The 23,189-nt window shown below is 67.0% G+C and carries 20 protein-coding genes; 12 read left to right on the top strand and 8 right to left on the bottom strand.

Annotated elements, in window-relative coordinates:
• Positions 1-189: 189 nt before the first annotated feature.
• The 3 genes from AC07WJ_RS23990 to zapE all read right to left on the bottom strand — a co-directional run bounded on the left by AC07WJ_RS23990 (position 190) and on the right by zapE (position 3,114).
• The gene (locus AC07WJ_RS23990) at positions 190-906 is read right to left on the bottom strand and encodes a carbonic anhydrase (RefSeq protein WP_494937187.1); all 717 of its coding nucleotides are present in this window, start codon (positions 904-906) and stop codon (positions 190-192) included.
• Between the two features lie 173 nt (positions 907-1,079).
• Positions 1,080-1,718 (bottom strand): TetR/AcrR family transcriptional regulator, encoded by a 639-nt coding sequence (locus AC07WJ_RS23985; protein WP_494937186.1) that lies wholly within the window; start codon positions 1,716-1,718, stop codon positions 1,080-1,082.
• A 220-nt stretch (positions 1,719-1,938) separates the two neighbouring features.
• Positions 1,939-3,114: a cell division protein ZapE gene (gene zapE / locus AC07WJ_RS23980; RefSeq protein WP_494937185.1), complete on the bottom strand. Its 1,176-nt coding sequence runs from the start codon at positions 3,112-3,114 to the stop codon at positions 1,939-1,941.
• A gap of 193 nt (positions 3,115-3,307) precedes the next feature.
• Between zapE and sdhC the strand changes: the two genes are divergently transcribed.
• From sdhC to AC07WJ_RS23955, 5 genes are all read left to right on the top strand, one after another.
• On the top strand, positions 3,308-3,715 hold the full coding sequence (gene sdhC / locus AC07WJ_RS23975) for a succinate dehydrogenase, cytochrome b556 subunit (RefSeq protein WP_494937184.1): 408 nt from the start codon (positions 3,308-3,310) through the stop codon (positions 3,713-3,715).
• Positions 3,716-3,726: 11 nt separating this feature from the next.
• Positions 3,727-4,122 carry a succinate dehydrogenase, hydrophobic membrane anchor protein gene (gene sdhD, locus AC07WJ_RS23970; RefSeq protein ID WP_494937183.1) on the top strand — a complete coding sequence of 132 codons (396 nt, stop codon included), beginning with the start codon at positions 3,727-3,729 and terminating at the stop codon, positions 4,120-4,122.
• 70 nt (positions 4,123-4,192) lie between these two features.
• Entirely contained in the window at positions 4,193-6,013 is a 1,821-nt protein-coding gene (gene sdhA / locus AC07WJ_RS23965) for a succinate dehydrogenase flavoprotein subunit (RefSeq protein WP_494937182.1), read from the top strand.
• 108 nt (positions 6,014-6,121) lie between these two features.
• The gene (locus AC07WJ_RS23960; protein WP_494937181.1) at positions 6,122-7,822 is read left to right on the top strand and encodes a carbamoyltransferase C-terminal domain-containing protein; all 1,701 of its coding nucleotides are present in this window, start codon (positions 6,122-6,124) and stop codon (positions 7,820-7,822) included.
• An 89-nt stretch (positions 7,823-7,911) separates the two neighbouring features.
• Entirely contained in the window at positions 7,912-8,466 is a 555-nt protein-coding gene (locus AC07WJ_RS23955; protein WP_494937180.1) for a hypothetical protein, read from the top strand.
• A gap of 364 nt (positions 8,467-8,830) precedes the next feature.
• On the opposite strand, the gene AC07WJ_RS23950 is transcribed toward AC07WJ_RS23955, so the two are convergent.
• Together AC07WJ_RS23950 and AC07WJ_RS23945 are read right to left on the bottom strand one after the other, a co-directional pair.
• Positions 8,831-10,537, bottom strand: a complete 1,707-nt coding sequence (locus AC07WJ_RS23950) for a Na/Pi cotransporter family protein (RefSeq protein WP_494937179.1) — start codon at positions 10,535-10,537, stop codon at positions 8,831-8,833.
• A gap of 109 nt (positions 10,538-10,646) precedes the next feature.
• Positions 10,647-11,567: a LysR substrate-binding domain-containing protein gene (locus AC07WJ_RS23945; RefSeq protein WP_494937178.1), complete on the bottom strand. Its 921-nt coding sequence runs from the start codon at positions 11,565-11,567 to the stop codon at positions 10,647-10,649.
• A gap of 111 nt (positions 11,568-11,678) precedes the next feature.
• Here AC07WJ_RS23945 and AC07WJ_RS23940 point away from each other — a divergent pair, with 111 nt between their 5' ends.
• The 7 genes from AC07WJ_RS23940 (at position 11,679) to pbfA (ending at position 21,035) form a co-directional block, all read left to right on the top strand.
• On the top strand, positions 11,679-12,833 hold the full coding sequence (locus AC07WJ_RS23940; protein ID WP_494937177.1) for a 2-aminoethylphosphonate--pyruvate transaminase: 1,155 nt from the start codon (positions 11,679-11,681) through the stop codon (positions 12,831-12,833).
• Positions 12,834-12,843: 10 nt separating this feature from the next.
• Positions 12,844-14,094: a phosphonoacetate hydrolase gene (gene phnA / locus AC07WJ_RS23935; protein ID WP_494937176.1), complete on the top strand. Its 1,251-nt coding sequence runs from the start codon at positions 12,844-12,846 to the stop codon at positions 14,092-14,094.
• 9 nt (positions 14,095-14,103) lie between these two features.
• Positions 14,104-15,585, top strand: a complete 1,482-nt coding sequence (gene phnY / locus AC07WJ_RS23930) for a phosphonoacetaldehyde dehydrogenase (protein ID WP_494937175.1) — start codon at positions 14,104-14,106, stop codon at positions 15,583-15,585.
• 99 nt (positions 15,586-15,684) lie between these two features.
• A complete protein-coding gene (locus AC07WJ_RS23925) occupies positions 15,685-16,716 on the top strand; it encodes a putative 2-aminoethylphosphonate ABC transporter substrate-binding protein (RefSeq protein ID WP_494937174.1) in 1,032 nt (343 codons plus the stop codon).
• Between the two features lie 76 nt (positions 16,717-16,792).
• Positions 16,793-17,935, top strand: coding sequence for a putative 2-aminoethylphosphonate ABC transporter ATP-binding protein (locus AC07WJ_RS23920; RefSeq protein WP_494937173.1), 1,143 nt, complete (start codon positions 16,793-16,795; stop codon positions 17,933-17,935).
• Positions 17,932-19,644, top strand: a complete 1,713-nt coding sequence (locus AC07WJ_RS23915) for a putative 2-aminoethylphosphonate ABC transporter permease subunit (RefSeq protein WP_494937172.1) — start codon at positions 17,932-17,934, stop codon at positions 19,642-19,644. Before AC07WJ_RS23920 ends, AC07WJ_RS23915 begins: the two co-directional genes overlap by 4 nt.
• Entirely contained in the window at positions 19,644-21,035 is a 1,392-nt protein-coding gene (gene pbfA, locus AC07WJ_RS23910; protein WP_494937171.1) for a (R)-1-hydroxy-2-aminoethylphosphonate ammonia-lyase, read from the top strand. The genes AC07WJ_RS23915 and pbfA overlap by 1 nt, the downstream gene beginning before the upstream one ends.
• Before the next feature lie 120 nt (positions 21,036-21,155).
• Here pbfA and AC07WJ_RS23905 read toward each other — a convergent pair whose 3' ends face one another.
• The 3 genes from AC07WJ_RS23905 to AC07WJ_RS23895 all read right to left on the bottom strand — a co-directional run bounded on the left by AC07WJ_RS23905 (position 21,156) and on the right by AC07WJ_RS23895 (position 23,097).
• Complete coding sequence (locus AC07WJ_RS23905; RefSeq protein ID WP_494937170.1) at positions 21,156-22,124, bottom strand: tyrosine recombinase XerC; 969 nt, start codon at positions 22,122-22,124, stop codon at positions 21,156-21,158.
• Positions 22,125-22,175: 51 nt separating this feature from the next.
• Positions 22,176-22,655, bottom strand: coding sequence for a bacterioferritin (bfr, locus tag AC07WJ_RS23900; RefSeq protein WP_494937169.1), 480 nt, complete (start codon positions 22,653-22,655; stop codon positions 22,176-22,178).
• Between the two features lie 196 nt (positions 22,656-22,851).
• Positions 22,852-23,097, bottom strand: a complete 246-nt coding sequence (locus AC07WJ_RS23895; protein WP_494937168.1) for a (2Fe-2S)-binding protein — start codon at positions 23,095-23,097, stop codon at positions 22,852-22,854.
• Positions 23,098-23,189 lie beyond the last annotated feature (92 nt).

The raw sequence follows: 23,189 nt of genomic DNA, 5'->3' as shown, positions 1-23,189 counted from the left end.
GATTTAACCTCCCGGTAACCATTGTCGGGCCGCCGCCGGCCGTGCCGCGGGCGAATGAGAAGTTACAAATTTCAAATTTTGTAAATTGTCACAAATCGGACCATGGCGCTGAGCCGAAAGGGGGCGTCCTTGTCGACGCCCCGGGTCTTGGCGGCGGCCCCCAGGCCGCCGCCGGTATCCTGATCCCGCTCAGGCAAAGAACTCAACCTCGCCACTGTCCAGGTCATAACGCGCGCCGACGATCCTGATCTTGCCCGCCCTGGCCATGTCCGCGACGACCGGTCCCGCCGCCTGCAGCCGGGCGACCGTGCGCCGGACATTCTCGCGGACGGTATTGTCGACGAAATCGCCGTCGCGGCCGCGCGCGGCGATCGCCGCCGGCAGGATCGGCTCGATCATCGGGCCGATCGAGCCGGGGAAGGTGGCATTCTTGGTGACCACGTCGCAGGCCGCCATGACCGCGCCGCAGCGCTCATGGCCGAGCACCACGATCAGCGGCGATTTCAGCACCGCGGCGCCATATTCCAGCGTGCCCATGGCCACGGTATCGACCGTGTTGCCGGCATTGCGGATGACGAACAATTCGCCGAGGCTCAGGCCGCCGAACACCAGTTCCGGCGGCACGCGGCTGTCGGCGCAGCTGACCAGGGTCGCCCAGGGCGCCTGGCCGGCGGCCACGTCGTGGCGGCGCTTGGCCATGTCGGAGACGCAGGCCTGCGGATTGGCGACGAAGCGCCGGTTGCCGGCCTTGAGCTGCTCCAGCGCCTGGTCCGGGGTCAAGGCTGTCGCAGGGCCGTCGCTTGCCGCGGCGGGCCGAAGGCCGGCGAAGCCGGCCAGTGCGCCGGAGGCGGCGAGCGTCAGCGCCTGCCGGCGGCTCGGCTCGAAGGTCTTGCAGGTCTCACACATGGATTGTCCCCCCGATCGCCGGTCGCGGCCCCCGGCCCGACAGCAAGGCGATCAAGCAGGCTATGGCCGGCGAAAGGCCGGGCGACTAGTGGTGGTTTTGCTTAGATCTGGGCTCTGGCGGGCCTATCGAGGCTCAAACCGCGCTCCGGCGGGTGGTCGCGACGGCCCGCCGCTCAGACCCCGCCCGAGACCAGCGTCCGGATGACGATGCGTGCCATGACCGAGATCCGCGCCTCGACCTGGGTACGCGTCAGGTCGCGGGTCTCCATGACCAAAGCCGGATGGACAAAGCGCTGCATCGCGTCGCCGACGAAGGCGACCGCCTTTTCCTCGTCCTTGATGCGGAACGGGCCGGGCTCCAGCCCTTCGTCGACAATGGCCGAGAGAAACGAGCGCAACCGCGCCCGATGGGCGGTGATGCTGTCGCGCCGGCCCTCCCAGAAGGTCGCATAGGCGCCGTAGATCGCGGGGTCACGGTCCAGGCCGTCGCGCTGGGCCTTGGCCCAGGCGGTGAGGAACCGCTCCAGCTTGTCGTCGGCGGGGTCAGGGGCACTGGCGATATCGCCGAGCGCCATTTCGACGGAGCGGGTCCAGGCGACCACCACCGCCTCCACCAGCCCCGCCTTGGACGGGAAGAAGCGGTAGACATTGGCGTGGCTCATGCCGGCCTCGCGCGCCACCGCCACCACGGTCACGCGCTCGGGCCCGTAACGGCGAATATGCTCGGCGGCGATCGCCACCAGGCGTGCCTGGACACGGTCCTCCTGGGGCTGGGCGGCCGGCGGCCGATAGGTTTCAGCGCGTCGGGCCACGGCCTGCCTTCGGGTTCTGGATCGGTTCGGCCGGACCGGCAGGTTTCGCCGGCCGTGCGCCGCCTCGCGCGCCGCGGTTCATGGACCGTCTCGCTGTTCACCTTGCATCGGCAGACCTTATCCGAACCTGCGCCGGGCGATATGCCGTCGGTCAGGTTTCGACGATGTCCATCGTCAGGCTTCGATGATGTCCATCGTCACGTTTCGACGATGTCCATCGTCACGTTTCGACGATGCCGCCGGTATCGGCCGAAGGGGCGACACGGCGTTCATGCGGCGCGGCGAGATATTCGTCCGAGCGCATCTCGATCAACCGCGAGGCGGTCCGGTTGAACTCGAAGACCTCGAAGCCCTCGTCGGACAGGTAGAGCCCGGTCGGTTCGGCGCCGGCGCTCGCCACCAGCTTCACCTGGTTGTCATAGAGCGCGTCGATCAGGGTGATGAAGCGCTTGGCCTCGTTGCGCATGCCGAGGCCGCGCATCACCGGCACGCGGTCGATCAAAACGGTGTGATAGGAATGGGCGATCGCCAGGTAGTCGGAGGCTCCCAGCGGCTTTTCGCAGAGATCGGCGAAGCTGAAGCGGGCGACACCGCGCGCCTGCCTGGGCACCGGGACGTGGCGGCCCTTGACCACCAGGTCGCCGGGTTCGCCCCCCGCCCCGCCGGTCAGCCGCGCCCAGGCCTCGTCCATCGCCTGGTCGGCGCGGTCGTCGAGCGGCACGGTCCAGACCGGCTGGCCGGCGAGCTTCTCCAGGCGGAAGTCGGTGCGTGATTCGAGCTTCACCACCGCCATGCGTTCCTGCAGCAGCTTGATGAAGGGCAGGAACAGCGCGCGGTTGAGCCCGTCATTATAAAGCAGGTCCGGCACCACGTTGGAGGTGGCGACCACCACGACGCCTTCCTCGAACAGCTTGGCGAACAGCCGCCCCAGGATCATCGCGTCGGCGATGTCGGTGACCGCGAATTCGTCGAAACACAGGAGCCAGGCCTCTTCGGCCAGCTCCAGCGCCACCGGTCCGATCGGGTCGTCGCCCTTGACCTCGCCGGTTTTCAGCTTCTGGCGATAGTGATGGATGCGTTCGTGCACATCGGCCATGAATTCATGGAAATGGGCCCGGCGCTTGCGCTTCACCGGGCTCGCCGCCATGAACAGGTCCATCAGCATGGTCTTGCCGCGGCCGACCTCGCCCCAGATATAGAGGCCGGTCACCGGTGCGCGTTTCTCGCCGCGCGAAAACAGCCAGGCGAGCGCCGAGGATTTGCGCCGCGACAGGCGGTAGTCGGCGAGTTCCTCGTTCAGGCGGTTGAGCCGCTTCGCCACCGCGGCCTGCGCCGGGTCGAAGGAGATCTCACCGGCATCGACGAGCGCCTGGTAGCGGGACAGCGTATCGGCCATGGGCCCGAGGCATTAGCGGCCGGCGGAAATGCCCGCAAGTGATTGTGCCGCAGGGGCGCTTTGATTATTTAAGAATGGTTCTACCCCCTTTGTCGGACAAGGCCTCCGTTGCGCCGGGCCTCGCGGTTTCGTAAACAGGCGCGTGATTTCCGGCGGCCGATCCATTCCGGCCAGCCATGAGGACCTGCCGACAATGGCCGATGTGAAGCCGATGCCCGAGCGCCCGCTCTCCCCGCACCTGCAGATTTACCGGCCGATGCTGACGATGATGATGTCCATCGTCCATCGCATCACCGGCTGCGCGCTGTTTTTCGGCACGCTTCTCCTGGTCTGGTGGCTGGTGGCCGCCGCTTCGGGGCCGAGCGCCTATGCCACCTTCCAGTGGTTCGCCGGCTCGTTCATCGGCCGCCTCGTGCTGTTCGGCTATACCTGGGCCCTGTTCCACCACATGCTCGGCGGCATCAGGCATTTCATCTGGGACACCGGCCGCGGTTTCGGCCCGCAGGAGCGCGAATGGCTGGTTCGCGCCAATCTCATCGGCTCGGTGGCTTTGACGATCCTGACCTGGATCGTCGCTTATGCCGTGCGCGGCGGCGTCTGAGGACCAGGATCATGTCGGAATCGAAAGCCTCCATGCGCACCCCGCTCGGCCGTGTCCGCGGCCTTGGTTCGGCCAGGTCAGGCACCGAGCATTTCTGGCTGCAGCGGGTGACCGCGGTCGCCAATATCCCGCTGTCGCTGTTCGTCGTCGGCCTCATCATCTCGACCGCCGGCAGCAATTATTCGGCGGTGAAGGCGACGCTGGGCTCGCCGATCGTGGCGATCCCGCTGATCCTCTTCGTCATGTCGGCGGTCTATCACATGCGCCTCGGCATGCAGATGGTCATCGAGGACTATGTCCCGGCCGAGGGCGCCCGCATCGTCCTGCTGCTGCTCAACACCTTCTTTTCGGCGGTCGTGGCGCTCGCCTCGATCTTCGCGATCCTGAAATTGTCGTTCGGCGTCTGACGCCGCGCGTTCTCAATCGATATCCCGCGTCTTCGGGCCCGGGACAGCTGACTACCAGGAGCACCGTGCCATGGCTCAAGCCGCCGGACCCGCCGTCAATGGCCGCGCCTATGATATCACCGACCACACCTATGACGTCGTCATCGTCGGCGCCGGCGGTGCGGGCTTGCGCGCCGTCGTCGGCTGCGCCCAGGCCGGCCTGAAGACCGCCTGCATCTCCAAGGTGTTCCCGACCCGCTCGCACACGGTCGCCGCCCAGGGCGGCATTTCGGCCTCGCTCGGCAATATGGGCGAGGACGACTGGCGCTGGCACATGTACGACACGGTCAAGGGCTCCGACTGGCTCGGCGACCAGGACGCCATCGAATATCTGGTGCGCAACGCGCCGGCGGCGGTCTATGAGCTCGAGCACTGGGGCGTGCCGTTCTCGCGCACCGAGGCCGGCAAGATCTACCAGCGGCCGTTCGGCGGCATGACCACCCATTACGGCAAGGGCACCGCCCAGCGCACCTGCGCGGCGGCCGACCGCACCGGCCATGCCATTCTGCACACGCTTTACGGCCAGGCGCTGCGCAACAATGCCGAGTTCTTCATCGAATATTTCGCCATCGATCTGATGATGTCGGAGGACGGCCGCTGCCTCGGCGTGGTCGCGCTGAAGATGGACGACGGCACGCTGCATCGCTTCCGCGGCCGCCAGACCATCCTGGCCACCGGCGGTTATGGCCGCGCCTATTTCTCGGCCACCTCGGCTCACACCTGCACCGGCGACGGCAATGCCATGGTGCTGCGCGCCGGCCTGCCGCTGCAGGACATGGAATTCGTCCAGTTCCATCCGACCGGCATCTACGGCTCCGGCTGCCTGATCACCGAAGGGTCGCGCGGCGAGGGCGGTTATCTCACCAATTCCGAGGGTGAGCGCTTCATGGAGCGTTATGCGCCCTCGGCCAAGGATCTTGCCTCGCGCGACGTCGTCTCGCGCTCCATGACCATGGAGATCCGCGAGGGCAGGGGTGTCGGCAAGAACAAGGACCACATCTACCTGCACCTCGACCATCTCGATCCGAAGATCTTGCACGAACGCCTGCCGGGCATTTCCGAGAGCGCCAAGATCTTCGCCGGCGTCGATGTCACCAAGGAGCCGATCCCGGTCATTCCGACGGTGCACTACAATATGGGCGGCATCCCCACGAACTATCACGGCGAGGTCTATACCAAGAAGGGTGGCGACCCAGACGCCATCGTCCCCGGCCTGATGGCGATCGGCGAGGCGGCCTGCGTCTCCGTGCATGGCGCCAACCGGCTCGGCTCCAACTCGCTCATCGATCTCGTGGTGTTCGGCCGAGCCGCCGGCCTGCGCGCCGCCGAGACGGTGGTGGCCGGCGAGAAGCACGAGGACCTGCCGAAGGAAGCCTCCGAGCTCGCGCTGTCGCGGCTCGACAAGTTCCGCAACGCCTCCGGCGGCACCCCGACCGCCCAGCTGCGCGCCAAGATGCAGGGCATCATGCAGTCGAACTGCGCGGTGTTCCGCACCGGCGAAGTGCTGGAAGAGGGCCAGAAGCTGATCCACGAGGTCTGGCAGGGCTCGACCGACATCAAGACCACCGATCGCTCGCTGATCTGGAATTCCGACCTGATCGAAACGCTCGAGTTCGACAACCTGATCAGCCAGGCCGTGGTCACCATGGACTCGGCTTCGAACCGCCAGGAAAGCCGTGGCGCTCATGCCCGCGAGGATTTCGCCGACCGCAACGACAAGGACTGGATGAAGCACACGCTGGCCTTCGCCGACGACCACAAGAAGTCGGTGACCATCGATTATCGCCCGGTCCACACCTATACGATGACCAACGACATTCAGTATATCGAGCCGAAGGCCCGCGTGTATTGAGGCGGGCCCATTGACGGGATTGTCCTTCCGGCCCGGCGCGCCTGACGGTGCGCCGGGCCGGAATGTGGCCATGGCCGACGCCTTCGCCGTCGGGAAACGGATTGCCGCGTGATCATTCTAGGCTTCTACCAGTCGCATGATGCCTGCGCGGCGCTCTATGACGACTACAAGGTCATCGCCTCCGTTGCGCTGGAACGGGTCACCCGGATCAAGACCGACGGCTATCGTTTTCCAGCCGAAGCGGTGGCCGAGTGCCTGGCCCAGGCCGGCCTGACCGCAGATGCCATCGACGTCGTCTGCTATCCGCGCATGCGCTATCCGGCCGGCGAGGTACATCGGACCTTTCACCCGTTCGGCGGCTTGCTGCGCCAGCGCAAGGTCGATCCGATCGCGCCCCTGCGCGCCGGCAAGGCGGCGTCCCTCGCCGAGATCGTCGATGTCGACCGGTTCGGCCGCAACCACGGCCTGCCGGCGAAAGCCAGGCCGTTCTTCTACAACCATCACATGGCCCATGCGCTGGCCACCCTCAGCCACATGCCGGTGGACGAGGCGCTGATCTATTCGTCCGATGGCGGCGGCGACGACGTGTTCTATTCGGCGCGCCTGCTGAAGGACGGCAAGCTGACCGACCTGTTCGGCGGCGAGGCCGACACGCTGAAAAAGCCGGTGCCGCAGCGGCCCGGCGACAGCCTCGGCAAGCTCTACGCCTATGTCACCGAGGCGCTCGGCTTCAAGGCGCTGCGCCACGAGGGCAAGGTCCTGGGGCTCGCCGCCTATGGCAAGCCGGTGCACGCCGAGCGGCTGACCGCGCTCTATCAGGTTGCCGACGACGGCCAGATCCATTGCCGCCTGCCGCGCTGGCGCGTGCGCATGCTGGTCCGCTCACTCGCCGGCAAAGCCTCGCGCGAGGACATGGCGGCGAGCGTCCAGCAAACGCTCGAAACCGTCTGCCTCGATGCTCTCGCCAAGATGCTGAAGCGCCATCCGGTGCGCCATCTCGGGCTGTCGGGCGGCGTCTTCGCCAATGTGAAGCTGACCCAGCGCATCGCCGAACGCTTCGACCTCGACGAGATCTTCGTCTATCCGGCCATGTCCGACCAGGGCGAGGCCGATGGCGGCGTGCTCGAATATCTGCTCGCGCGCGACGGCCTGGAAACCTGGCTGAAACAGCGCCAGCGGCTCGCCACCGTCTATCGCGGCCGCGACTACGAGGCGGCCGTCGAAGCGAGCTTCACCGCCGGCGGCGCGGCCCGCCGGCCGGTCGCCGATCCGATCGAGGAGGCGGCATCCCTGATCGCCGCGGGCCAGATCGTCGGCACCTATCTCGGCCGGATGGAATATGGTCCGCGCGCGCTCGGCGCCCGTTCGATCATGGCGAGCCCGGTCGACCGCTCGATCAATGACTGGCTGAACAAGCGGCTCGACCGCACCGACTTCATGCCTTTCGCGCCGGTGGTCCGGGCGGAACGGGCGCGCGACCTGTTCCTCCTGCCGGAATCGCTGATCTACACCGCCAATTTCATGACGGTGACCTGCGACGTGAAGCCGGAATGGCGCGACCGCATCCCGGCCTGCGTCCATGTCGACGGCACCGCGCGGCCACAGATCATCCATCGCGAGCAGAACCCGGTCTATTACGACGTGCTGCACGCCTATGAGCGCAAGACCGGCATCCCGGCTTTGATCAACACCTCGTTCAACGTCCATGAGGAGCCGATCATCAACCGGCCCGAAGAGGCACTGCGGGCCTTGAAGGAGGGGCGTGTCGACCACCTCCTGTCGACCAACGGAATCTGGTCTCCCGCCTGAAATATTCGGCGCGCGGGCACCATTTCCGCGCCGTCATCCAGACACATTGGCCATGCGAAATAAGGTGGTTGCCTCGCTGGGGAGCGTTCATGCGCCGCCTTGTCCGCCCGTTCATCGTCATTGCCGCGATCATCATCCTGGTCGAAACCTGGCTGTGGGAACGCATCGGCCCGCAGATCCGGCGGGTCATCGACGCCCTGCCTTTCGCCAGGCTGAAACAGGCGATCCATGACGGGCTCGAGCGGCTGCCGCCCTATGTCACGCTCGGCGTCTTCATCATTCCGGTGCTGCTGCTGATCCCGTTCAAGCTCGCCGGCCTGTCGCTGATCGGCCATGGCCACGTCATTCTCGGCTGCGGCGTGTTCCTGCTCGCCAAGGTGGTCGGGGTCGGCCTCGAGGCCTTCCTGTTCGAGGCGTGCAAGCCGAAGCTCCTGCAGATCGGCTGGTTCGTGCGCGTCTACGACACCTGGAACCGCTGGGTCGTCTGGGCGCATGGCTATATCGACCCGGTGAAGAAGCGGCTGCAGGCCTATACCCGCCTGGTCCGCGGCGGCCGGTCGGGCCGCGCCTTCAAGCTGCTGATGCGGTTCCGCCGCATCCAGCGCGAGCGGGCCGCCGAAATGGCGGGGGCCGCCGGCGCCTGAGTTCGACCCTCCCGTCAGACCGGGCGTTCGCAAACATCTCGGAAGTCCGCGGTTTTTCAGTGTGTTGTGCGACGGCTTGCCAGCCCGCGATGCTCGCGCCGGAACCACCATCCTCACCTCTCCCCAGCGGGGAGAGGTCGGCCGAAGGCCGGGAGAGGGGGAGAGGCGCTCAACGAAAATGCACCATGCGAAACGCTTAAAGCCTTGTTCTGAAGCCTTAAATCCCCCTCTCCCGGCGCCATAGCATCGAGCGAAGGCGAGATGCGTTCGCACTCGCTATTCGCGCCGACCTCTCCCCGCCGGGGAGAGGTGAGAATGGTGGTTCCTGCGCGAGATCTCGAAGGGCGATGCGAACGCGAACCGGTCACGCCGAAACGCGGGATTGGCTGGCGGTGGCCGGCAGTGGCCCATCATCCTGCGCCTTGAGGCGCGAGTCGGAAAGCTCGCCGGCCGCTTCGAGAATGGGATAGGCGGTCGAGGCCAGGTGCCCGTGGATGCGCTTCAGGTCGCGCACGACATCGAGATGGATCGTGCTGGTTTCGATCGATTCGGGCCGTCCGGCCCGCAGCCTGGCATAGTGGTTCTCGGTTGCATTGCGCTCGGCGATGCGAATGGCCGATTTCTCGGCGACCAGGCGGCGCGCCATGTCGACGTCGCGGGTCGCGAACACGTTCAGCGCCAGCGCCATATTGGTCATGACGAGGGCATGGAAGGCCAGGAGCTCCTCGCGCCCTTCATCCGAGAAGACCAGGCCCTTGCGGGCACGCTTGGCGGCGAGCTCCATCAGGTTCTTGTCGATGATGTCGCCGATATGCTCGAGATGGGTGGCGAAGCTGACGATCTCCATCGCGCGCCGGCTTTCCTCCTCGGTCATCTCGGCCTGCGAAACCTTGACCAGATAGAGCTTCAGGCTCTCGAACAGCCGGTCGGCGACGTCGTCGAGCTTTTCGATCTCGCGCACCACCCTGATGTCGCTGGCGGTCATCGCCTCCGGAATGCGGCGGACCATGGCGCTGACGTGATGGCCGAGCTCCAGCGCTTCGCGCATGGCGCAGGCGAGCGCTTCCGGCGGCGACGTGACGAGGTTCGGATCGAGATGCCGCGCGACGCCCGGGTCGGCGGCAGCCGGAGGCTCGGGCAGGAGGCGCTCCACGAGACCGGCGACCGGCCCGCAGAGCGGCAGGAAGATCGCGGCGAGCGCGACGTTGAACAGGGTATGGACATGGGCCACCAGCCGCGCCGGATCGGCGCCGCCGAGCCACTCGGCCAGGCCCGAGGCGGCGCCGAGCCAGGGCAGCACCGCCGCCACCGCGATGGCGCGCATGAGAAGATTGCCGAGCGGCACCCGCCGCGCCGCGGCCGGCGAACCGGACAAGGCGAGGAAGGGGGCCGCCGCGCCGCCGAGATTGGCGCCGAGCACCAAGGCAAGCGCGAGCACGGGCGGCACCGCGCCCGAATGCGCAAGTGACATCGTGAACAGGATCATCGCCAGGCTGGAATGCACGGCCCAGGTGGCGAGCGCCATCACGGCGACCGCCAGCGCCGGCGCGCCGGCAAGCGCCCCGAGCACGCCGCGGAACAGCTCCGAATGCTGCAGGACGGCGGCGGCGCCCCCAATCTCGCGCAGTGACAGCAACATCACGCCGATCCCGAACGAGATCCGCGCCAGCCCGCGCGTCCGGCCCGTGTCGGTCGCCATGGCAAGGCCGACGCCGGTGGCGACCAGAACCGCCCAGAGCGCCTTGACGTCGAAGGCGAGAAGCTGCGCGGCGAGCGTCGAACCGACGTCGGCGCCGAGCATCATGGTCAGGGCGAGCGGCAGGGCGACCAGCTTCTGGCCGGCAAAGGCGCCGACGAGCAGCGCGGTCGCGGTTGCCGATTGCAGCAGCCCGCTGACGAGGCCGCCCATCAGGAACGCGCGCCAGCGGCGGCTCGCGGCCGCGGCGAGCAGCCGGCGCAGTTCGCTGCCGAAGGCGCCGGTGACGCCGACACGCACCTGCCGGACGCCCCAGAGCAGCAGCGCGACGCTGCCCACCAGCGCCATCACCAGCTCCGTCGGGCCTGACGCCATGAGACCGCCTCCTGCAACCGGACGCGCTGCGGACACGTCGCATGCGGAGGCTAGGGTCGGCGTTTCATAGGGACAAGCTGCGGTCCGCTATGGAACCTATCGAGATCATCTATGGTTCGCGGCCGGCCCGTGGCGGCGGCGCCGGCTCGTCCAGCCAATTGTTGTCGCTGGCGAGCTTGGCGGCCGTGTCGAAGAACAGGGCGACGAGCGACAGCGGCCGCCGCTCGACCAGGGTGACCGCATATTCCGCGACGCCAAGTCCCGGCCCCTCGACGAACAGTGCGCGAAACCGCGGGTCGACGCCGAATTCGCTCAGGAAAACGACGCCGATGCCGAAATTCGACGCGACCGCCTCGCGCACGGCTTCGCGGGTCTGCACCTCGAACAGCGCCCGTGGCCGGACGCCGGCTTGCGCGAGCCGCGCCTCGAACACCTCGCGGGTGATCGATCCGCGCTCGCGGACGACGAGGTCGCAGCCGGCGAGATCCTCGATCTCCAGCGCGCCACGATCCGCCCAGGCATGGTCCTTGGGTACGAAGACGACCAGCCGGTCGCGGCGCAAGGGGCTCGCCGCAAGCCGCGGGTCGGAGACCGGATGGGCGGTAACCGCGACGTCGACCTCGAAGCCGAGCAGCAGGTTCAGGACATCCGCGGAGTTGCCGATGCGAAGCTGAAAGCTCAGGCCGCGATGCCGGTCGCGCATGGCGGCCAGCACCGGCATGACGTGATAGGCACTGTCCGCCGCCACACGCAAATGGCCGCGCACCGCCCATTTGGTGCCGGCGAGCAGGATGCGGGCCTCTTCTTCCAGCCCGAAGAGCTGCGCGGTGATGCGGTGGAGGGACTGGCCGACCGGGGTCAGGCGCGCGCCGCGCCCCTTCCGGTCGAACAGGTTGACGCCATAGGCCTGTTCCAGCCCGCGCACCTGGCTCGACAGGGTCGGCTGGGAAACGCCGGCCGTGCGCGCGGCCAGCGTGAAGCTGCCGGCGGCGGCGACCAGGTGAAAGGCACGAAGCTGTGTCAGGTTCATTGCGCTCTCATAGAGAGGATCAATAGTCGCCATTCAAACGATAGACTAGCTAATCTGGCCGCCGCGTCATTACCGTTCTTCGACATCGATGCGAAGCGCGGGAGGATGGAAATGCCGGACGAGATGACGGTGGCCAGATCCGAGACGGGCGACCCGCTGCTGCTGACCCCGGGGCCGCTCACGACGTCGAAAAGCGTCAAGGCCGCCATGGTCCATGACTGGGGTTCGCGCGATGCGACATTCGTGCGGATCAACCGTGAAGTGCTCGAACGGCTGCCGACCATCGTCAATGGCGGCGCGGATTACGTCACGGTGCCGGTGCAGGGCTCGGGCACCTTTGCGGTCGAGGCCATGCTGACGACATTCGTACCCGCCGGCGGCTGCTGCCTGCTCGTCGTCAACGGTGCCTACGGCCAGCGCGCCAGGCGCATCCTGGAGATCGCCAGACGGCGCACGGTCGTCTGCGAGACGGCGGAGGACACGCCGCCGGATCTCGACCGGATCGAGCAGGTGCTGAAGGCCGATCCCGGCATCAGCCACATCTTCGTGGTTCACTGCGAGACCACCTCGGGCATTCTCAACCCGGTCCACGAGATCGGCGCGCTCGCGGCGAAATATTCAAAGGGGTACCTCGTCGACTCCATGTCGGCCTTCGGCGCCCTGCCGCTCGACGCGCCGGCCGCCCATGCCGATGCCGTGGCGGCCTCCTCCAACAAATGTATCGAGGGCGTGCCGGGCCTGGGTTTCGTGATCTGCCGCCGGGCGGCGCTGGCGGCGACCGAAGGCAATGCCACCACCTTGACGCTCGATCTGCTCGACCAGTCGCGCGTGCTCGAGAAGACCGGACAATACCGTTTCACGCCGCCGATCCACGTCATCGTCGCCTTCCACCAGGCGCTGACCGAGTTCTTCGCCGAAGGTGGGCAGCCGGGCCGTGGCGGCCGCTACGCGGCGAACTGCCGGGAACTGATCGACGGCATGCGCGCCATGGGCTTCGAGACCTTGCTGCCCGACACGCTGCAGGCGCCGATCATCGTCACTTTCCGGATGCCCGCCGATCGCCGCTTCGTCTTCCAGACTTTCTACGACAAGCTGAAGGACCGTGGCTTCGTGATCTATCCGGGCAAGCTGACGGTGGCCGATTCCTTCCGCATCGGCTGCATCGGGCGGCTCGACCGAAGCCATATGCGGCTGGCCTTGGACGCCATTCGCGAGGTCCTGCATGAACTCGGCGTCGCATCGGTTGCCGCCCACAAGGCCGCGTGAGGAGCCCGTCATGAACATGCAAACACCGGTGACCGTCGACTGCAACGGCCGCACCTACCGGTTTCCGCCGACGCCGACGGTGGTCGTCTGCATCGACGGATCCGAGCCCGGTTATATCGAGGCGGCGATCGCCGCGGGCCTCGCGCCGAATTTCGACCGGCTCATGCGCAGCGGCGCCCACCTGACCGCGAAATCGGTGATCCCGAGCTTCACCAATCCGAACAACATGTCGATCATCACCGGCCGGCCGCCGGCGGTGCACGGCATCGCCGGCAATTATTTCTACGACCGCGACGCGGGCGTCGAGGTAATGATGAACGAGGCGCGTTTCCTGCGCGCGCCGACCATCATGAAGGCCTTTCATGATGCCGGCGCCAAGGTCGCGGTGGTCACCGCCAAGGACAAGCTGCGCGCTCTGCTCGCCAAGGACCTCGACATGGCGAGCGGCCGGGCCATCGGCTTCTCCTCCGAAAAGGCCGACAAGGCGGCGCTGGCCGAGAACGGCATCACCGATGTGCTCGGGCTGGTCGGCATGCCGCTGCCGGATGTCTATTCGTCCGACCTGTCCGAATTCGTCATGGCCGCCGGCGTCAAGCTGATGGAAAGCTTCCGGCCCGACGTGATGTATCTGTCGACCACCGACTATGTGCAGCACAAGGCGGCTCCCGGCTCGGCCTTCGCCAATGGCTTCTATGCCATGATGGACCGCTATGTCGGCGCCCTCGATGCCGCCGGCGCGGTCGTGGTGCTGACCGCCGATCACGGCATGAACGACAAGCACCGTGCCGGCGGCGAGCCCGACGTCGTCTACCTGCAGGAGCACCTGGACGTTTGGCTCGGTGCCGGTGCCGCCCGGGTCATCCTGCCGATCACCGATCCCTATGTCGTGCACCATGGCGCGCTCGGCTCGTTTGCCACCGTCTATATCCATGGCGATGTCGACGTGCCGGACCTGATCGGCCGCATTGCCGGGCTCGAAGGCGTCGACCTCGTGATGGCCGCCGACGAGGCCTGCCGGACCTTCGAACTGCCGGCCGACCGGATCGGCGACCTCGTGGTGATTTCCGGGCGGCACAAGGTGATCGGCACGTCGCGCGAGCGCCACGACCTGTCGGGGCTGACCGAACCGCTGCGCTCCCATGGCGGCATCACCGAGCAGACGGTTCCGATGATCGCCAACCGCAAGGTCGAACTGCCGGCCGGCCACGCATTGCGCAATTTCGACGTGTTCGACGTCGCGCTCAACCGCGTCACCCCCTGAGAGGCCGTCATGGACGCTTCCGTCAAACCGTCACCGCGCCAAGATCTGCCGTGCCAGGATGCGCCGCGTCGCGAGACGATGCGCATCGCCGGCCGTCTTGCCGAAACCGGCGAGACCATCGAGGTGCGCAATCCCTATACCGGCGGGCTCGTCGGCACGGTGCCGGCGGCCCGGCCTGAACACGTGCGCGAAGCCTTCGTCAAGGCGAAGGCGTTCCGATCCACGCTCTCGCGTTTCGAGCGTCAGCGCATCCTGCAGCGCACCGCCGAATTGTTGCGCGACCGTAAGCAGGACTTCGCCCGGCTGATCAGCGCGGAAACCGGCCTGTGCTGGAAGGACGCGCTCTACGAGGCGAGCCGCGCCTATGACGTCTGGTCGTTTGCCGGCCAGCTCACCATCAAGGACGATGGCGAGGCCTTTGCCTGCGACATCAGCCCGAACGGCAAGGCGCGGCGCATCTTCACCATGCGCACGCCGCTCATCGGGGTGATCTCGGCGATCACGCCGTTCAACCACCCGCTCAACATGGTCAGCCACAAGCTCGCGCCGGCGATCGCCACCAATAACCGCGTGGTGCTGAAGCCGACCGAGCTGACCCCGCTGACCGCGCTGGCGCTGGCCGATGTGCTCTACGAGGCCGGCCTGCCGCCGGAGATGCTGTCGGTCGTGACCGGCAATCCGTCGACCATGGGCGATGCGATGATCACCGATCCGGATGCCGACCTGGTGACGTTTACCGGCTCGGTGCGGGTCGGCAAGCACATCGCGGCGACCGCCGGCTACAAGCGCATCGTGCTCGAACTCGGCGGCAACGATCCCCTGATCGTCATGGAGGATGCCGATCTCGACAAGGCGGCCGAGCTCGCCGTCCAGGGCGCGACCAAGAATTCCGGCCAGCGCTGCACCGCGGTGAAGCGCATCCTGGTGGTCGACAGCGTCGCCGACGCCTTCTCCGAGCGGGTGCTCGCCAAGGCCCGCAAGCTGAAATGCGGCGATCCGGCCGACCCGGATGTCGATGTCGGCACGGTGATCAACGAGCGCTCGGCCAAGCTGTTCGAGGCGCGCGTGACCGACGCGGTGGCGAAGGGCGCCAGGCTCCTGCACGGCAATGACCGCCAGGGCGCCCTCTATCCGCCGACCGTGGTCGACCATGTCCCCTATGACTGCGAACTCGTCCGCGAGGAAACCTTCGGTCCGGTGATCCCGATGATCCGCTGCCCCGACGATATCGGCGCGGTGATCAGGATTTCCAATTCGACCGCCTACGGGCTGTCCTCGGGCGTCTGCACCAACCGGCTCGACTATGTCACACGCTTCGTGACCGAGCTGGAGGTTGGCACGGTTAATGTATGGGAAGTGCCGGGCTACCGGACCGAAATGTCGCCTTTCGGCGGCATCAAGGATTCCGGGCTCGGTGACAAGGAAGGCGTCGTCGAGGCCATGAAAGGCTTCACCAACGTCCGGACTTATTCACTGCCCTGGCCAGTCTGACAGCCTGTCCGTTTCACCCCGCCCGGATCTCAAGAGAGGTGGGGGGCCAGAGGGGACGTGCATGAGCGGCAAGTCGTCGATATCGGGAGGGGAACGGTCATGAGAGTTCTGTTGGCTGCGGGCCTCGCGCTCGCCATGGTGTTTGGGGCCGCTGCGCCGGCAGTGGCCCAGAAGACGCGGGTCACCATCTATACCGCACTGGAAAATGAACAGCTCGCGCCGTTCAAGCAGGCGATCGAAGCGGCCGTACCCGGCGTCGACGTCGCCTGGCTGCGCGACTCGACCGGCGTCATCACCGCGCGTTTTCTCGCCGAGCGCGACCGGCCCCAGGCCGACATGGTCATTGGTCTCGCCGCCTCCAGCTTGCTGATGTTCGAGCAGGCCAACCTGCTTGAAACCTATGCGCCGCGCGGCGCCGAGGCCCTGAAGCCGGTGTTCCGCGACCAGGCCGCGCCGGTCACCTGGACCGGCATGGACGCCTTTCTCGGCGTCATCTGCTTCAACACCGTCGAGGCCGGCAAAGCCAATGTGCCGGTGCCGGCGACCTGGCGCGACCTGACCGTGCCAGCCTTGCGCGGCCAGATCGTCATGCCGCATCCGGCTTCGTCCGGCACCGGCTATCTGATGGTCGCCATGTGGTTGCAATTGATGGGCGAAGAGGCCGGCTGGCGCTTCATGGACCAGCTGCATGAGAATGTCGCGACCTATACCCATTCCGGCTCGGCGCCCTGCGTCCAGGCGGCGCGCGGCGAACGCATCGCCGGCATCTCGCTCGACATGCGGGGCGCCAGGGAGCGCACCCAGGGCGCGCCGATCGAGGTCGTGGTTCCCGCCGAGGGCACCGGCTGGGACATGGAGGCGGCGGCGATCGTGCGCGGCCGGCCCCAGGCGCAGACGGACGCCGCGCGCCGCATCATGGATTGGGTCGCGACCAAGAGCGCCAGCGAACTCTATTCGCGGTTCTATGCGGTCGTCGCCTATCCCGGCGTGACCAGCGCGCCACCGAACTATCCGGCCAATGCGGAAGCCCGCATGTTCGCCAATGATTTCGGCTGGATGGCTTCGAACCGTGCGCGCATCCTCACCGAGTGGGCGCGCCGCTACGAGGCTAAGGCGGCGCCGCGCAACTGAGCAAAGCCCGGTTCGGCGGGCCGCGGCTTGCGGCACGCCGAACCGCTCCGTGACACGCCGAGCGTGAGGTGCGCCGATGCTTCGTGATGATCCCTCGCCGATGTCGGCCGCGCCGGAGCCGGCCGGGGCCGCGCCCTTCCTCGCCATCCGCGGGCTGGTCAAGCGTTTCGGCGCCTTCACCGCGCTCGACACCGTCGACCTCGACGTCGCGCGTGGCGAGTTCGTCTGCTTTCTCGGGCCCTCCGGTTGCGGCAAGACCACCTTGCTGCGGGCCATTGCCGGGCTCGAACGGCAGAATGCCGGTTCGATCACCCTGGCCGGCAGGGACGTGTCGCAGGCGCCGCCGTCTGAGCGCGACTTCGGCATCGTCTTCCAGTCCTACGCTCTGTTTCCCAACCTGACCATTGCCGACAATATCGGCTACGGGCTGGTCAACCGGCGGCAGGCGAAAGCCCAGATCGCGGCACGGGTCGCCGAACTCCTGGCGCTTGTCGGCCTGCCCGACCAGGGGCTCAAATATCCGGTGCAGCTCTCCGGCGGCCAGCAGCAGCGCGTCGCGCTCGCCCGCGCGCTCGCCACCGTGCCGAGCCTGCTGCTGCTCGACGAGCCGCTCTCCGCGCTCGACGCCAGGGTGCGGATGCGCCTGCGCGACGAGATCCGCGGCATCCAGCGCCAGCTCGGCGTCACCACCATCATGGTGACCCACGATCAGGAAGAGGCGCTCACCATGGCCGATCGCATCGTGGTGATGAACCAGGGGGTCATCGAGCAGATCGGCACGCCCTTCGAGATCTATTGCCGGCCGGCCACCGCCTTCGTCGCCGATTTCGTCGGCCACATGACCTTCCTCGAGGCCACTGTCACCGGGCCCGGCAAGGTGACGGTCGGCGCGCTCGAACTCGACGTGGCGGATTGCCGGGATTATCGCCCGGGCACGGCCGTGCGCCTGGCGATGCGTCCCGAGGATGTGCGCACCCGCAGCATCGATGCCGGCACGCCGAACCGGTTCGAGGCGAGGATCGAGCAGCTCGCCTTCCTGGGTGCGTTTTGCCGCGCCGAACTGGCGCCGCTGGTTTCGCCCGACATCCCGATCTCGGCCGATTTCTCCACCAACGCCATGCGCGATCTCGGCATCGCCGCCGGCCAGACCCGCTACGTCGCTTTTCCGCCCGAGACGTTGCGGGTGTTTCCGCGCGAGGATGCGGGAGGCCGGGCATGAACGCCGTCGCCGCGATACGACGCGCCGTTGCGCCGGCCCGGCCAAGGACCGTGCCGGTGCGCGAGGGTCTGGTCGCGGCCGTGCTGGTCTGGGGCCTTTGCGCGATCCTTGCCGTCATCATCGCGCTGCCTTTATGGGCGCTATTGTCCAAGAGCTTCCAGAACGCCGATGGCGGCTTTGTCGGCTTGGCGAATTACCTGCGCTATGTCTCGACGCCGACGCTGTTCGTCTCGCTGCTGAACAGCGTCATGATCGCGGCGTTGACGACCGTCATCGTGGTGCCGCTGGGCTTTGTCTATGCCTATGCACTGACCCGCAGCTGCATGCGGCTGAAGCCGCTGTTCTATGCGCTCGCGCTCTTGCCGATCTTCGCGCCGTCGCTGCTCTCGGCCCTGGCGCTGGTCTATGTGTTCGGCAATCAGGGCCTGCTGAAGGGCTGGCTGCTCGGCGGCTCGATCTACGGGCCGATCGGCATCGTCGCCGGCCAGGTCTTCTACTGCCTGCCTTATTCCGTTCTGATCATGGTGACGGCCCTGTCGATCGCCGACGGGCGGCTCTATGAAGCCGCCGAGGCGCTGGGCACCTCGCGCGCCAGGGTGTTTCGCACGGTGACCTTGCCCGGCGCGCGCTACGGACTGATCTCGGCGCTGTTCGTGGTGTTCACCCTCTCGGTCACCGATTTCGGCATCGCCAAGGTGATCGGCGGCAATTTCGCCGTGCTCGCCACCGATGCCTACAAGCAGGTCGTCGGCCAGCAGGACTTCGAGATGGGCGCCGTCGTCGGCATGATCCTGCTGATCCCGGCGGTGATCGCCTTCCTGGTCGAGCGGGCGGCGCAGAAGCGGCAGGTGGCGCTCCTGTCGGCGCGCGCCGTCCCCTACGAACCGCGCAGCCGCTTCGGCCGCGATACCCTGCTCACGCTCTATTGCCTCGTCGTCGGCGGGCTCGTGCTGGCGCTCTACGGTGTCGCGGTCTGGGCGTCGTTCATCCGCTACTGGCCCTACAACCTGTCGCTCACCACGGCCAATTACGATTTCGCCAATTTCGAACCGACCGGCTGGCAGCCTTATTTCAACTCGCTCCTGATGGCGGCCGCTGTGGCGGTGATCGGCACCATTCTCGTCTTCACCGGCGCCTATGTCATCGAGAAGCTGAAGGTCGCGCCGGTCGGCCGCCAGATCGCCAGCTTCCTGGCGCTGCTGCCCATGGCGGTTCCCGGCCTGGTCCTGGGCCTGGGTTATGTCTTCTTCTTCAACGCCACCTGGAACCCGCTCAACATTCTCTATGGAACGCTGACCATCCTGGTGATCAACTGCGTCGCGCATTTCTATACGACCGGCCATATCACCGCGACCACGGCGCTGAAGCAGATCGATCCGGAATTCGAGGCGGTCTCGGCGGCGCTGAAAGTGCCGTTCTGGGTGACCTTCCGGCGGGTGATGGTGCCGATTTCCATGCCGGCCATTCTCGACATCGCGGTGTTCATGTTCGTCAACGCGCTGACCACGGTCTCGGCGGTCATCTTTCTGTATGGCGGCGACAGCAAGCTCGCTTCGGTCGCGATCGTGCACATGGACGAGGCCGGCGCCATCGCCGCCGCCGCGGCCATGGCGACCTGCATTCTGTTCACGGCCATTCTCGTGCGTGGGCTGCACATTCTGGTCGAAAGGACGCTGCTCGCGCGCCTTCAGATCTGGAGGCGACGCTGATGGTCCCCCATCATGGTTTCGGCGCGGCCTCGGTCGCCCAATCGGAAAGTGACACCAATCTCACCGACCGGCGCCTCGCCTGGCAGAGCCGGTCGCTCGATGCCCCGACGCGGCGGATCCTCGCCGACGATGCCCGCCATTTCCTGCACCAATCGGTGTCGACGCCCTGCCTGAATGCCATTGCCAAGGCGGAGGGGCTGTACATCCAGGACGTCGCCGGGCGGCGCTACATGGATTTCCACGGCAACAACGTCCACCACATCGGCTACGGCCATCCGCGCCTGAAGGCGGCCATCGCGAAACAGATGGACGAACTGCCCTTCGCGCCGCGGCGCTATGCCTGCGAGCCGGCCGTGCTGCTGGCGGAAAAGCTCGCCGCCGTCGCACCTGGCGGCCTGTCCAAGGTGCTGTTCACCACCGGCGGGTCGGATGCCGTCGAGGTCGCCGTCAAGGTTGCCCGTGCCGCGACCGGACGGTTCAAGACCCTGTCGTTCTGGGATGCCTTTCATGGCGCCGGCTTCGGCGCCGCCAGCCTGTCGGGCGAGGCGCTGTTCCGCTCCGGCCCGGCCGCGCCGCTGCTCGCCGGCGCGCAGCATGTGGCGCCGTTTGGCTGCTATCGCTGCCCTTACGGTCATCCCGTCGACGGCGATGGTCAGCCCGATCTCGATCGGTGCCGCATGGCCTGCGCGGCGATGGTCGACTATGTGCTGTCGCGCGAGGGCGACGTCGCGGCCGTCATCGCCGAGCCGGCGCGCGCGGTGCCTTATTTGCCGCCACCGGGTTATTGGCGGGCCGTGCGCGAGGCCTGTGACCGGCACGGCGTGCTGCTCATCTTCGACGAGATCCCGACCGGCCTCGGCAAGACCGGCCGCATGTTCGCCTGCGAGCATGACGATGTCGTCCCCGACATTCTGGTGCTCGGCAAGGGCCTGGGCGGTGGCATTCTGCCGATCGCCGCGGTCGTCACCCGGTCCGAGCTCGATGTCGGCGGCGCCTATGCCTTCGGCCACTATACCCACGAGAAGAACCCGGTCACGGCCCGCGCGGCGCTCACCACGATCGAGATCATCGAAGAGGAAGGGCTGGTGGATAACGCGGCGCGTGTCGGCGCGCTGGCGCTCGCGCGCCTGCACGACATGAAGCGGCGCCTGCCCGCCATTGGCGACGTGCGCGGCCGCGGCCTGCTGCTCGGCATCGAATTGGTCAAGAGCCGGGCGGGCAAGGAGCCGGATTTCGATCTCGCGGAAGCCGTGATGTATCGCGCGCTCGATCGCGGCCTGTCGTTCAAGACGACCATGGGCAATGTGCTGACGCTGACGCCGCCGCTGATCGTCACCGAGACCGAGATGCATCGCGCCCTCGATATCCTGGAGGAAGCAATCGCGGGGTAGGGGTGGATGGGCTTGGGTTGAATCGAAACTCCTCGCGCTTCGATTCAGCACGAGGCGATCACGTATTGGCCTGGGCGAATCCGACCATGGTCGCGAAAGGGCGGTGCCGTTTCCGGGCCCTCACGCCCGCGGATGCGCGCTCTCATAAACCCTGAGCAGCGCCGCGGTATCGACCTCGGTATAGATCTGGGTCGTCGACAGCGAGGCATGGCCCAGCAGTTCCTGGATCGAGCGCAGGTCGCCGCCGCGGCCGAGCAGGTGGGTGGCGAAGGAATGGCGCAGGGCGTGCGGCGTCGCGCTGTCGGGCAGGCCGAGCGCACCGCGCAGCCGCTCCATGGTCAGCTGGATGATGCGCGGCGACAGGGGGCCGCCTTTGACCCCGACGAACAGCGGATCGCTCGCGCCGAGGCTCCAGGGGCAGATCTTGCGATAATCCGCGATGGCATCGGCGACCTTGGCGATAACGGGCACCTGGCGCACCTTCTCGCCCTTGCCGGTCACCGTGACCTGGCCGTTGGCGCCCGGCGGCGGCGCGTCGGCCTGCTTCAGCCCGAGTGCCTCCGAGATGCGCAGGCCCGAGCCGTAGAGCAGGCCGAGCACGGCGGCATCGCGCGCGATCACCCAGGGCGCGGCATCGTCATGCTCGCGGGCGGCGGGCGAGGCGACATGGCGCGCCGCGCCGATCGCCAGCGGCCGTGGCAGCCGGCGCCCGACCTTGGGCGAACGGATCGCCGCGAAGGCCGCCATGCGGCCCTGGCCGTCACGTTCGAGAAAGCGGGTGAAGGAGCGGATCGCCGCGAGCGCCCGGCCGATCGAGCTCGGATCGAGCTTGTCGGCGCGCCGCCGCGCCATGAAGGCGCGCACGTCGCGCGGCGCGATCGCGCCGAGCGCGGTCAGCGAGACGGCTTCGCCGAGATGGCCCGAAAGGAAGCCAAGGAACACCCTGAGGTCGCGGCCATAAGCCTCCAGAGTCTTCGGCGACAGGCGCTTCTCGGTGCCGAGATAGCGGAGCCAGCGCCCGACCGCCGCGACCGTATCGGCCGCGGCGCCGGGCATCAGCAGGTCAACGGGCGCATCGAAGTCGGACATGGGCCGACCATGCCATGGACCGGTTCATGCGCGGTGAACGCCGCCGGGCGCTCAGTGGTCGAGTTCGCCAATATGCTTCTGGGCGTAGAGCTGGATGCCGACGGTCTTGATCACGTCGAGCTGGGTCTCCAGGAAATCGATATGGCCTTCCTCATCGGTCATCAGCTGGATGAACAGGTCGCGCGAGGGATAATCCTTCACCGTCTCGCAATAGGCGGCGGCTTCCTGATAGAGCTTGCGGGCGCCGATTTCGGCCTTGAGGTCGCAGGAAATGACCTCTTTGATGTCCTGGCCGATTTCCAGGGGGTCGAGCACCTGCAGGTTCGGATGGCCTTCCAGGAACAGGATCCGGTCGATGAACTTGTCGGCGTGAACCATCTCCTCGATGGATTCCTTACGCCAGGTCTTGGCCAGCTCCTTGAAGCCCCAATTGTCGAGCATGCGATAGTGCAGCCAGTACTGGCTGACGGCGGTCAGCTCGCTGCGCAGGCCCTTGTTGAGATATTCGATGACCTTCTTGTCGCCCTTCATGAGCCTCGTCCTTTTGCTGATTGCGCCAGCCATGCTTGATTGCCGCGCTAGTTTATAATCATTCCAGACAAGAGCGCAAGGCGGCAACCGACCGCAGGCGGCGCGGATTGGCGTCGCCGTCGCGCGGGCATGAGGCATCGCCCGAATCGATCGGGTGAACGCACGTGGTCGGGCGGCAGGGGAAAGGAGGAAGGGCCTATTCGGCGGCGAGGAGCTGCGGGGCCTCGTGGTGGGCGCATTGACCGATGGGGCAGGTGGAGCAGCCCTGCTCGGCGCCGGCCTCACGCATGATCGCCAGGATGGTGCGCGCGCAGCGCCCGCAATTCGGGCTGCAGCCGAGGCAGGTATAGACCTCGCCGACCGCGCGCGGGCATTCCGGGCCATCGCCGAGACACGCTCTCACGTCGTGGTCGCTGAACACATTGCAATGGCAAACGATCACTGCGTGTCTCCGCCCCATCCGCGAAAAAAGCCGCAAGACTGCCGGGGCGCTCGATTCCTAGCGCGAAAAGCTCATGATTTCAATGACTTGAT

The organism is Phreatobacter sp. GW821-FHT04C01, assembly GCF_059420385.1.
The sequence above is the reverse complement of the archived record's forward strand: the minus strand, read 5'-3'. Positions and strand labels throughout refer to the sequence as shown.

Excerpts from the sequence above, each read along its gene's own strand:
- sdhA (WP_494937182.1), top strand. The coding sequence starts at position 4,193 with ATGGCTCAAGCCGCCGGACCCGCCGTCAATGGCCGCGCCTATGATATC.
- AC07WJ_RS23925 (WP_494937174.1), top strand. The coding sequence starts at position 15,685 with ATGAGAGTTCTGTTGGCTGCGGGCCTCGCGCTCGCCATGGTGTTTGGG.
- AC07WJ_RS23905 (WP_494937170.1), bottom strand. The coding sequence starts at position 22,124 with ATGTCCGACTTCGATGCGCCCGTTGACCTGCTGATGCCCGGCGCCGCG.
- zapE (WP_494937185.1), bottom strand. The coding sequence starts at position 3,114 with ATGGCCGATACGCTGTCCCGCTACCAGGCGCTCGTCGATGCCGGTGAG.
- AC07WJ_RS23920 (WP_494937173.1), top strand. The coding sequence starts at position 16,793 with ATGCTTCGTGATGATCCCTCGCCGATGTCGGCCGCGCCGGAGCCGGCC.
- AC07WJ_RS23990 (WP_494937187.1), bottom strand. The coding sequence starts at position 906 with ATGTGTGAGACCTGCAAGACCTTCGAGCCGAGCCGCCGGCAGGCGCTG.
- pbfA (WP_494937171.1), top strand. The coding sequence starts at position 19,644 with ATGGTCCCCCATCATGGTTTCGGCGCGGCCTCGGTCGCCCAATCGGAA.
- AC07WJ_RS23915 (WP_494937172.1), top strand. The coding sequence starts at position 17,932 with ATGAACGCCGTCGCCGCGATACGACGCGCCGTTGCGCCGGCCCGGCCA.
- AC07WJ_RS23945 (WP_494937178.1), bottom strand. The coding sequence starts at position 11,567 with ATGAACCTGACACAGCTTCGTGCCTTTCACCTGGTCGCCGCCGCCGGC.
- sdhD (WP_494937183.1), top strand. The coding sequence starts at position 3,727 with ATGTCGGAATCGAAAGCCTCCATGCGCACCCCGCTCGGCCGTGTCCGC.
- sdhC (WP_494937184.1), top strand. The coding sequence starts at position 3,308 with ATGGCCGATGTGAAGCCGATGCCCGAGCGCCCGCTCTCCCCGCACCTG.
- phnY (WP_494937175.1), top strand. The coding sequence starts at position 14,104 with ATGGACGCTTCCGTCAAACCGTCACCGCGCCAAGATCTGCCGTGCCAG.
- AC07WJ_RS23950 (WP_494937179.1), bottom strand. The coding sequence starts at position 10,537 with ATGGCGTCAGGCCCGACGGAGCTGGTGATGGCGCTGGTGGGCAGCGTC.
- bfr (WP_494937169.1), bottom strand. The coding sequence starts at position 22,655 with ATGAAGGGCGACAAGAAGGTCATCGAATATCTCAACAAGGGCCTGCGC.
- AC07WJ_RS23940 (WP_494937177.1), top strand. The coding sequence starts at position 11,679 with ATGCCGGACGAGATGACGGTGGCCAGATCCGAGACGGGCGACCCGCTG.
- phnA (WP_494937176.1), top strand. The coding sequence starts at position 12,844 with ATGAACATGCAAACACCGGTGACCGTCGACTGCAACGGCCGCACCTAC.
- AC07WJ_RS23955 (WP_494937180.1), top strand. The coding sequence starts at position 7,912 with ATGCGCCGCCTTGTCCGCCCGTTCATCGTCATTGCCGCGATCATCATC.